At 26.6% G+C, this 9,834-nt stretch carries 13 protein-coding genes; 9 read left to right on the forward strand and 4 right to left on the reverse strand.

Features of this window, described 5'->3' with window-relative positions; genetic code table 11:
• Nucleotides 1-89 precede the first annotated feature (89 nt).
• The 5 genes from LEQ07_RS09260 to LEQ07_RS09280 all read left to right on the forward strand — a co-directional run bounded on the left by LEQ07_RS09260 (nucleotide 90) and on the right by LEQ07_RS09280 (nucleotide 3,559).
• Nucleotides 90-1,439: a Na+/H+ antiporter NhaC family protein gene (locus LEQ07_RS09260; protein ID WP_263330343.1), complete on the forward strand. Its 1,350-nt coding sequence runs from the start codon at nucleotides 90-92 to the stop codon at nucleotides 1,437-1,439.
• Between the two features lie 11 nt (nucleotides 1,440-1,450).
• Entirely contained in the window at nucleotides 1,451-1,597 is a 147-nt protein-coding gene (locus LEQ07_RS09265; RefSeq protein WP_263330345.1) for a hypothetical protein, read from the forward strand.
• A 144-nt stretch (nucleotides 1,598-1,741) separates the two neighbouring features.
• Entirely contained in the window at nucleotides 1,742-2,371 is a 630-nt protein-coding gene (locus LEQ07_RS09270) for a diphthine--ammonia ligase (RefSeq protein ID WP_263330347.1), read from the forward strand.
• A gap of 194 nt (nucleotides 2,372-2,565) precedes the next feature.
• Nucleotides 2,566-2,844 (forward strand): hypothetical protein, encoded by a 279-nt coding sequence (locus LEQ07_RS09275; protein WP_263330348.1) that lies wholly within the window; start codon nucleotides 2,566-2,568, stop codon nucleotides 2,842-2,844.
• 127 nt (nucleotides 2,845-2,971) lie between these two features.
• Nucleotides 2,972-3,559, forward strand: coding sequence for a SpoIVB peptidase S55 domain-containing protein (locus tag LEQ07_RS09280; protein WP_263330360.1), 588 nt, complete (start codon nucleotides 2,972-2,974; stop codon nucleotides 3,557-3,559).
• 7 nt (nucleotides 3,560-3,566) lie between these two features.
• On the opposite strand, the gene LEQ07_RS09285 is transcribed toward LEQ07_RS09280, so the two are convergent.
• A complete protein-coding gene (locus LEQ07_RS09285; protein WP_046822419.1) occupies nucleotides 3,567-4,970 on the reverse strand; it encodes a CehA/McbA family metallohydrolase in 1,404 nt (467 codons plus the stop codon).
• Nucleotides 4,971-5,154: 184 nt separating this feature from the next.
• Between LEQ07_RS09285 and LEQ07_RS09290 the strand changes: the two genes are divergently transcribed.
• The 3 genes from LEQ07_RS09290 to LEQ07_RS09300 all read left to right on the forward strand — a co-directional run bounded on the left by LEQ07_RS09290 (nucleotide 5,155) and on the right by LEQ07_RS09300 (nucleotide 7,395).
• On the forward strand, nucleotides 5,155-6,750 hold the full coding sequence (locus LEQ07_RS09290) for a Na/Pi cotransporter family protein (RefSeq protein WP_046821692.1): 1,596 nt from the start codon (nucleotides 5,155-5,157) through the stop codon (nucleotides 6,748-6,750).
• A gap of 151 nt (nucleotides 6,751-6,901) precedes the next feature.
• A complete protein-coding gene (locus LEQ07_RS09295; protein WP_263330351.1) occupies nucleotides 6,902-7,240 on the forward strand; it encodes a hypothetical protein in 339 nt (112 codons plus the stop codon).
• Complete coding sequence (locus LEQ07_RS09300) at nucleotides 7,234-7,395, forward strand: hypothetical protein (protein ID WP_263330352.1); 162 nt, start codon at nucleotides 7,234-7,236, stop codon at nucleotides 7,393-7,395. The genes LEQ07_RS09295 and LEQ07_RS09300 overlap by 7 nt, the downstream gene beginning before the upstream one ends.
• A gap of 24 nt (nucleotides 7,396-7,419) precedes the next feature.
• On the opposite strand, the gene pdaA is transcribed toward LEQ07_RS09300, so the two are convergent.
• Nucleotides 7,420-8,250: a delta-lactam-biosynthetic de-N-acetylase gene (gene pdaA / locus LEQ07_RS09305; RefSeq protein WP_332843078.1), complete on the reverse strand. Its 831-nt coding sequence runs from the start codon at nucleotides 8,248-8,250 to the stop codon at nucleotides 7,420-7,422.
• A 448-nt stretch (nucleotides 8,251-8,698) separates the two neighbouring features.
• On the opposite strand from pdaA, the gene LEQ07_RS09310 reads away from it, so the two are divergent.
• Nucleotides 8,699-8,920 (forward strand): hypothetical protein, encoded by a 222-nt coding sequence (locus LEQ07_RS09310; RefSeq protein ID WP_261813145.1) that lies wholly within the window; start codon nucleotides 8,699-8,701, stop codon nucleotides 8,918-8,920.
• A gap of 36 nt (nucleotides 8,921-8,956) precedes the next feature.
• Here the strand turns inward: LEQ07_RS09310 and LEQ07_RS09315 are convergent, their stop codons facing one another.
• Nucleotides 8,957-9,511, reverse strand: coding sequence for a PfkB family carbohydrate kinase (locus tag LEQ07_RS09315; RefSeq protein WP_317852053.1), 555 nt, complete (start codon nucleotides 9,509-9,511; stop codon nucleotides 8,957-8,959).
• 20 nt (nucleotides 9,512-9,531) lie between these two features.
• The gene (locus LEQ07_RS20100; RefSeq protein WP_317852052.1) at nucleotides 9,532-9,774 is read right to left on the reverse strand and encodes a hypothetical protein; all 243 of its coding nucleotides are present in this window, start codon (nucleotides 9,772-9,774) and stop codon (nucleotides 9,532-9,534) included.
• Nucleotides 9,775-9,834: the final 60 nt, after the last annotated feature.

Raw genomic sequence — 9,834 nt, forward strand, 5'->3', positions numbered from 1 at the left:
TAGTGCATAAGTCTATAAATTAATTGATATTATGAGACATAGTATAAAAGACTATCAAAGTTATACAATATATCAAGGAGGCTTACCTTATGAGGTTTTGGGTTGGATTATATAGATTTTTTGTTGGACTATTTAAGTTTTCACCAGTATTTATACTGGCAGGTTTAATGATTTCGGGGATGAACTGCTTAATAGCAGCTCCAATAGCAACTATATATGCATTTATAGTTGCGTCATTAACAGAGAAGTGTAAGTTTAATGATTTAGTTGATTGTGCAGTTGACAATGTAAAACATTTAAATTTAGTTTTTTTTATACTAATGCTTGCATATGCAATGGCTGAAGCATTTATGTCAACGGGAGTAGGGGCATCCTTGGTAAATATAGCACTTTCTCTAGGTGTAACAGGAAGGACAGTAGCAGTTGTTGCATTTTTAGTTACAGCAATTCTTTCGGTAGCTACTGGAACATCATGGGGAACATTTGCAGCATGTGCTCCAATATTCTTATGGTTAAATCACATGGTTGGGGGAAATATTCTATTAACTACAGCATCTATTGCTGGGGGTGCTTGTTTTGGAGACAATATTGGGCTTATTTCAGATACAACTGTAGTAAGTTCAGGAATACAAGATGTTGAGGTCGTAGATCGAATTAAGTCTCAAGGTCCTTGGTCTATAATTTGTTTAGGAATAACAGTTATTGTTATATTTGCATTAAGTACGTATATGGAATTACCTACTCAAGCTACAAATGCTACAGCTGCTATAAATCAGATCCCGCATCAAGTTATGGTTGATTTAGAAGCTGAAAGACCATCAGCAGTAGAGTTATTAAATCAAGTAAAATCAGGAGTTCCATATTACATGGCAATACCATTGATACTAGTTTTGGCAGTAGCGATAAAAGGACTACCTACACTAGCTTGCTTATCTATTGGTATATTATCATCATTTATATTAGGAACTTTTGCAGGTACTGTTGAATCTTTAAAAGCTTTTTTAGATTTAATGATGTCAGGATTTGCGGATGCAGGTTCATGGGTTATAGTTATGATGATGTGGGTTGGAGCATTTGGTGGAATAATGAGTAAGATGAAAGCCTTTGAGCCTCTGTCAATATTAGTATTAAAAATATCTAGGAATGTAAGGCAATTAATGCTTATGAACGGGTTACTATGCTTCGTAGGAAATGCTGCGCTTGCAGATGAGATGGCTCAAATTGTTACAGTAGGGCCTATAATTAAAGAATTAGTTGAAGAAAATGTAGAAGGAAGTGCAGAGGATTTATACCAATTACGTTTAAGAAATGCAACATTTTCAAGTTCTTTGGGCGTATTTGGGTCTCAATTAATACCATGGCATGTATATATAGGATTTTATTTAGGGATATTAACAGCTGTGTATCCACTTCACAATTTCGTACCATTGATATTATAAAGTATAATATTATGGCATATGTTACAATTGGGTCAATACTGATATTAACCGTAACAGGATTTGATAAATTTATACCAAAGTTTGGATTGCCAAGTGAACCAAAAGTCAAACTAAAGAAAGAAGAGAAAAGTCAAGAAGTAAATAACATAGTTTTATAAGGTTTATATGATTGAATTCAACTAAATAAATAGAACATGATTAGATTGACATAAACATAAATATTTGGGAAATCAACTATATGTGATAAAATAAATGTAAAGAATACATATTAGGAGAGATATAGTAATGAAAATAAATTTGTTATGTCATTTAGCGGGGGAAAAGATAGCACACTGGCATTATATCGTATGATAAAAAAAGGTTATGAGCCAGTAGCTCTTTTAACAACTGTAAAAAAAGATGCTGATAAATCATGGACACATGGAATAAATAAAAGGTTATTAAAACAAGTAAGTGAAAGCTTAGACATTCCATTATTAGAAGTTGAATGTGATGTTTGTGAGTATGAAAAAGAGTTTGAAAAGAGCTTAATAAAAGCAAAGGAACTTGGCGCAAGTATTTGTGTATTTGGAGATATAGATATCGAAGAACATAAAAATTGGGATGTGGAAAGATGTAAAAATTCAGGAATTGAAGCTAGTTTTCCATTATGGCAAGAAGATAGAGAATCATTAGTTTATGAATTTATAGAAAGTGGATTTACAACTATAATAAAAACTGTAAATTTAGATTATTTAAATGAAAGTTTGTTAGGGAAAAAACTTACAAAAAATGTTGTTCTTGAAATTAAAAATTCTGGAGCAGATGCTTGTGGTGAAAATGGAGAATATCATACGTTTGTAATAGATGGACCATTATTTAAAGAAAAAGTATCTTTTGAAAATAAAGGTATTGTAATTGAAAGAAATTATGGACATTTAAATATTGTATAGAAAAAGCTATCTTAAAAAAGATGGCTTTTTGCGCTACAAATCAAAAAATACACATATTAATGTGCATAAATTAAAAATTGAAGAGGTAAATATAGCTATGGGAATTATGTAAAATAGTAACCATTATATTAACTTAAATTAAAGCAAATAATAATAAAAATAAATACTAAACTAATTTAAGAAGGTGACACTAAATGCAATCATCTAAAGGAATTAAGTTTTTTATTTTTTTAATAATAAATATGCTAATAGTATTATTGCCAAATGATGTTTATTCAATGCAAAAAAATCAAAAAATACCGCAAGAAGTTATAATAGGGGGAGAATTATTGCATATGGAATTAAATACTGAAAAAGTAATGATATTTGGAGTAGAAGAAAACTTATATATTAAAAATTATGATTTAATAGACTGTATAAGTGGAGATGCAGTAAAAAGGATATTTAATCAAAATGAAAAATGTATTATCTAAGCAAGATATAATAAGTATTATTATATCTATGAAAGAAGATGAAAATAAATTTGAGTTTAATAAGAAAAATAAAAATAAATGTAAGTGTTGATAAAAACAACTTAAACCAGAATATTTAGTAGATAAAATTCCATATACAGCAACTTTAACTTATATAAACCCACAAAATTTAAATTTTGGAGCAGTAGGTCACGATATTAAATTTGAGGGAGATCAAAAATTAATTACAAATAAAGGCGAAATATATAAGTCAAATTTATCTCGTATAAAAAAATCATCTAAAAAGTATGTAGGAAATATAAGTGGAAATAAAAGTAAAAATTTATTAGGAATAATTACAAATATTGGAAGTCATAGTGTCAAAGGTAATATAAACTCACTACAAAATAGCAAAGAGAAAAAAATATGTAAAATTGCAAGTGAAAATGAAGTTAAATTAGGACAAGCTTTTGTAGTTATGAAACACAATGAAAGTGAAGAGAAGCATTATAAAATAAATATTACAAAAATTAATAAAATGGATAAACAAATAGAGAGTTTTGATTTTAAAGTAGAAGATGAACAATTAATTAAAAAATATGGAGGAATAACACAAGGAATGAGTGGATCTCCAATTATTCAAAATGATAAGTTAATAGGATCATTATCATATGTAATGACTAAGGATACTTTAAATGGGAATGGAGTTTATATAAAAACAATGATGAAAGATTAATCTTTCATCATTGTTCTTTTTTAAATTCAATCCAAATAGGAGCTGTAACCGATATTTTATCATTATTTTGATAGATTTTTACATAATAATAAGAATCTTTTAAAGTAGAAAGCTTTAATTCAAGTTTAGCTAAGTTGGAGCTAAAATTTTTATATGCAACTATTTTTCCATCGTTAGAAATCACTTCAATTCTTTTAATTTTGTCTTTAAGATCATTATCAATTACACTTATATTAAAATATAAATTTGATGTATTTTTTATAGTAGAACCCATCACTTGATCATTTATACTATAGTCTATTTTTATATTCTTATCTTGAGTAGCATATACTCTCATGTTTTTTAAAGAATCATAAAAAGAATTTTCGTTCAGTCCTGTACATAAAACAACTGTTCTAAATTCATTTGCCACTCCCCAATCAGTTCTATGATTATCTTGATTAGATGTAGGAGCTAGATGCCAACCTAAATCTAAAGCTTTTTGATATTCCTCAAAAGCTATTCTGTTTTTAATTATATCACTTTTATATCCATTACAAACTTCAATTAAAGAAATTACACTATCTGCATCTTTATTGTATTTAAAGTTATTAAATCTTCCAAATGTATCACAAGGATGATTAAACTGAGCAATTAAATCATCATGTTTAGAAATTTCTTTGTAAAAATCTTCTAAATTAGAGTAAAGAGAATCATTTGTAGATACAAAGCCATTAGTATTAAACACATTTATATGACCTATAGGATCTTTATTATTTTTAAAAGGATAAGTCATTTCAAAACCTTTAAGAGCTAAAAATTTATCATTAGAAGTATAATCATTTGATACATTAATTAAACTTGTCCATTTAGAACTTAAACTTCCATCATCTAAAGTAACTTCTGTATCTTTATCTAACATATTTGAATGATCTGTTATTGCAAAAAAATCTAGTTTAGCTTTGAATTTAGAAGTATAGTAAGCATCTTCAAAACTACCATGGCCATCACTATTTGATGTATGAGCATGGATTAGACCATAATAATGGTTATAATTTGGAGACCCAACATTAAAATACCATTCAGCCTTAGATTTATTTTTATTTATATCACTGACATGAACTTCTATTATTTGAGTACCTCTTTTAAATTTATTTTTAGGTTTATAAGAAATTGAATTATCTTCGATTTTGCAATACTTAGTAACATCTTTATAATTAACAAAGAACTTAATACTTTTTAAATCTATATTATTTTCATCTTGAAAAGTAGCTCGTATAGTAGGTTTAGAAATAATGTATTGCTGTGCATTAATAGGAGAAACGATATCTATTTTAGGAGCTGTAGTATCTTTTAGGTTTAAAGAATATACATTTAAAGTTGAAAAAATAAATATAAAAAATAATATGCATATATATTTAAGTTGTGCCATAATAATCAGTCCTTTACATGTTATTTTAATTATATATTTATCAAATTTTATTTTTAAATTCATGTAAAATAATGCAAAAAATATAAAATTTATAAATTGTTAAAGTATATAAAATCTAAAAAATTAACACAATAATAATTAGTCGCTTTATTTATGTCAATATAATCATTAAGGAGGTTTTGAATTGGATATAGCTATAAATTTAATTGGCGGATTAGGGTTGTTTTTATATGGTATGAATTTAATGGGTAATGGTCTCCAAAAGTCAGCAGGAGAGAAGTTAAAGAAAATTATAGGCTTACTTACAAGTAATATATTTATGGGTGTTTTAGTTGGTACAGTTGTAACAGGAATTATACAAAGTAGTAGCGCAACTACGGTTATGGTAGTTGGATTTGTAAATGCAGGTATAATGAGTTTAACACAAGCTATAGGGGTAATAATGGGAGCTAATATAGGAACTACTATAACAGCTCAATTAGTATCATTTAATCTAGAAGGTTTAGCTCCAATAGCTTTAGGTATTGGGATTGTTTTGTTTTTATTTGCTAAAAAAGCAAAGATAAAAAATATTGCAGAAATATTAATTGGATTTGGGATATTATTTACTGGTATGGAGTTTATGAAAGATGCAGTAGGACCTTTAGCTGAGTATCAAGGATTTAGAGATGCGCTTGTATATTTTGGACAGCACCAGTTTTTAGGTGTTTTGGCTGGGTTTGCTATTACTGGAATTGTTCAAAGTTCAAGCGCATCTATGGGGATGTTAATAGCACTAGCAACTCAAGGTTTAATACCTATAACATCGGCACTACCAATATTATATGGAGATAACATTGGGACTTGTGTGACATCTTTATTATCTAGCATAGGTGCAAATACAAATGCGAAAAGAGCAGCGGTAATGCATTTGACATTTAATATTATAGGAACCTTATTATTTATATTGATTTTAAATAAACCTATAGTTGCATTAGTAACGAGTATAAATCCTGGGGATGCAGCAAGACAAATAGCAAATGCACACACTTTATTTAATTTAATAAATGTTATAATTTTAATTCCTTTTGCTAAGTTTATAGTTAACATAGCAATTAAATTAGTACCAGATAAAGAAACAAAAGAAACAAAAGAAACAAAATACTTAGATGAAAGAATGTTAGAAACACCGTCTATTGCATTAGGAAACGTTGTAAAAGAAATTGTAAGCATGGGAAATCAGGCGAAAGAAAGTTTAAACAATGCTATAAACTCATTTTTAGATCAAGATAATGAAAAAGCTCTTAAGTGTTTAGAACAAGAAAAAAATATAAATAAATTGCAAAAGCATATTTTAAACTATTTACTAAAATTATCTAAATGCCCACTAGATGATAACGAAAGAGAATTAGTTGATCTAATGTTTAACACCGTAAATGATATAGAAAGAATTGGAGATCATGCTGAAAATATTGCTGAATTAGCTCAATCATCTATGGATTCTAGTATAAACCTATCTAGTAAAAGTCAAACTGAAACTAAAGAGATATACGATAAGGTTTTACTTAGCATAGAGTATTCTATTAAAGCATTACAAGAAAATGATAAAACTTTAGCTCAGAAAGTTTTTGAAATAGAAAATGAAGTAGATGCTATGGATAAATCATTTAGATCAAATCATATGTTGAGATTAAATCAAAATAAATGCAGTGTTGATTCTGGGGTTTTATATTTAGATCTACTTAGCAACTTAGAAAGAATTGCAGACCATTCTTTAAACATTGCACAAAGAGTGATATAAAAACAAGTAAGCTTAAAGGCTTGCTTGTTTTTTAGTTTAAGAATATTATATTAAGGAAATTTTTTATATATTTAAGAGTGTACAGACATTAAACCTAAGATATGTTTAATATAATTTATAAAAGACTAATTATATCTTAGGAGGAATCGGCATGATAATAGATGCAATAGAAGTAAAAGTGAAGAAAAATGATGTGAAAAAATTTGAGAGAGATAATATACCATTGATGAGTAAAGTTATACAATTAAACCCTAGGATAAGAAATACAACCCTTAAGTACATAGAGCATAAAGTTATAACTTATGATATAGTTATTAAAATAAAAGGTAAGAGTATATTTAAACAGGAAATAAATAGAAGTAAAATTATAATGTTAGTAAATACTCATACTGGTTTTTCAAAATCTATAACTAAAGCTCCAGATACATATAAAGTAAACATATCTAAAAATAATATAAAAAATCAGAAATGGATGAAGTTCATATGTTAGAAAATATAAAAAATGAAATGATTAAAGTAATAAAAAATAATGTTATAAACAGCAAATGTCATATACATGATATAAAAGTTTTAGATATTAAAAGCATATATAAACCTTATTGGGTAGGGACATACAATGGAAAATCAGTATTACTAGAAGCATAAAAAGCAGATATAAAATATCTGCTTTTATTTATTTTCTAAAATTTTTAAATCAGTATTATTAGAGGATTTTTTCTTTGTAAGATGATCTAAGCTTTTTATTGTATAACCCTCTTGTTCCCAATGAGTTAAAACATCATCTAATATATCTGCATTTGTTTTAGAATTAGGATGAAGAAGTAGTATTGCTCCAGGATGAGTTCTAGAGAATATTTTTTCTTTAGCTTCTTTATGACTAGGTTGTTTATCTTCATACCAGTCTACATAAGCAAAACTCCAAAATATAGTGTCATAACCTAATTGTTGAGTATACTCAAGCGATTTTTCACTGAATTTACCCATAGGAGGTCTAAAATATTTAGGCATTTCTTTTCCTGTTATTTCTTTATATCTATTTTCTACAGTTACAATTTCTTCTTTGAACTTATTGAAGTCAGTTATACTAGCCATAGAAGGATGGGACTTTGAATGATTACAAACTAAATGTCCTTCTTCAGTCATTCTTTTTACCATTTCAGGATTTGATTTTAGGTAATGATCTACTACGAAAAAAGCAGCAGGAGCATTATGTTTTTTTAAAGTGTCTAGTATTTTTTCTGTATTTCCACTTTCATACCCTGCATCAAAACTCAAATATAATACCTTTTCATTTGGATTTCCTACATAGTAAGCATTATACTTTTTAAAAAATGAAGCTTCTTTAATAGGTGTAGGCTGTTTTCCGTCATTTCTTGGATTAAAGTACCAACTATATTCTCTAGTTGTTGGATCTGTATTTAGTATTTGAGTTTTAATTTTATCAAATAAATCTAGCCTACCACTAATTAAAAATCCTGAAATTATAAAAAATACAATTATAAAAAGGAGTTTCTTTTTTTGATTTTTTCATTTTATCACCTCTATAATTTAAACGTTAATTATATTTTTACACATTATCCAAATATAATCTATGAAAAAATAGGATAAATAAATAAAAAATTAGGAAATAATATATTAAGATATGGAATTCAAAGGAGATAAATATGAAAAGATAATAATAATTATTTACTTTTAATTATAATTTTTATAAATATAAATATTAATGTATTTTGTAATGATAGCTATATAAATAATAAGTTAAATAAATTTTATTGAAAATGATATAGAATCAAAGTATATAATAGCTTATATAGATCATAACCTTGTCAATATAGATGATATAAATATAAAGGAAGTATTATAGAACGAATAGTTGATTATAATGAAGTTAAATTAAACTTCTATCAATTAGAATTTGATAAAATGTATAAAAAAAAACGTTAGAAATATGCAAACAAAACAAAATTTAAAATCAGAAATTAACATACTAAATGATGTTAATACTTATAATAATATATGCATGCACAGATTTAACTTTATAGACAATAAGCCAGATATAGTTAAAAGTTTAAAAGATATATACTTAAGTGGATATAAAATTGTATTAAAGGACAATAAATTTAAATTAAAAGTAAATCAAGAAATTTTAGAGTTAAAATATAAAAAATAGAAATTAAACCTAAACACTTAGATTAAGTGTTTAGGTTTAATTTGTAAGCTCATTTAAAAACATTTCAAACATAACTCCGTCATTTCTGTCTGTATCGAATTTAGATGTATATGAAATTACATTACTGATGAAGTTGTTAGCTTTTATAACGCTATTTTTTAATGAATGTCCATTTAATATCATACCTGTAAGAATAGACGTGAAGATATCGCCAGTACCACTATACGAAATATTATTAAATGGTGAAGATGTAAAATAAGCTTCATCTAAATTTTTATCAAATGATAAATTATAAATATAATCTTTAATTTTTATACCTGTAATAACAACTTTACTAGGACCTAAATTAGAAACTTGCTTTGCAATATTAACTAGATTGGATTCGTTTAAGTTGGTATTATTTAAATTTTCTCCAATTAGAATAAGAGCCTCTGTTAAATTAGGTGTAACTATATCCGATTTTTGTACGAGGCTTTTTATTTTATTACACATTTCATTATCAAATATAGGATATAAATCTCCGTCATCACCCATTACAGGATCTACAACTACTAATGAACTCTTATTATTATCTATAAAATTAGAAACTATATTAACTTGGTCCTTAGATCCTAAAAACCACTATATATACAGTCAAACTGTATATGAAGATTATCCCAAACATTTTTATATTTATTCATCTCGTTTGTCAAATCTAAAAATGAATACTCTGGAAACCCTGTTTGACTTGATAATATAGCTGTTGGGAATGGGCAACATTGAACTTTTAAAGCTGATAGTATTGGAATAGCTACAGTTAAAGAACATCTTCCTATACCAGATAAATCATGAATAGCGGCCACTTTTTTTAACATAAAACAAACTCCTTTAAATAGTAATATAATTATATATTACTATTAAAGTAATTAATTTAT

The organism is Paraclostridium sp. AKS73, from assembly GCF_025671395.1.
Taxonomy (GTDB): domain Bacteria; phylum Bacillota; class Clostridia; order Peptostreptococcales; family Peptostreptococcaceae; genus Paraclostridium; species Paraclostridium benzoelyticum.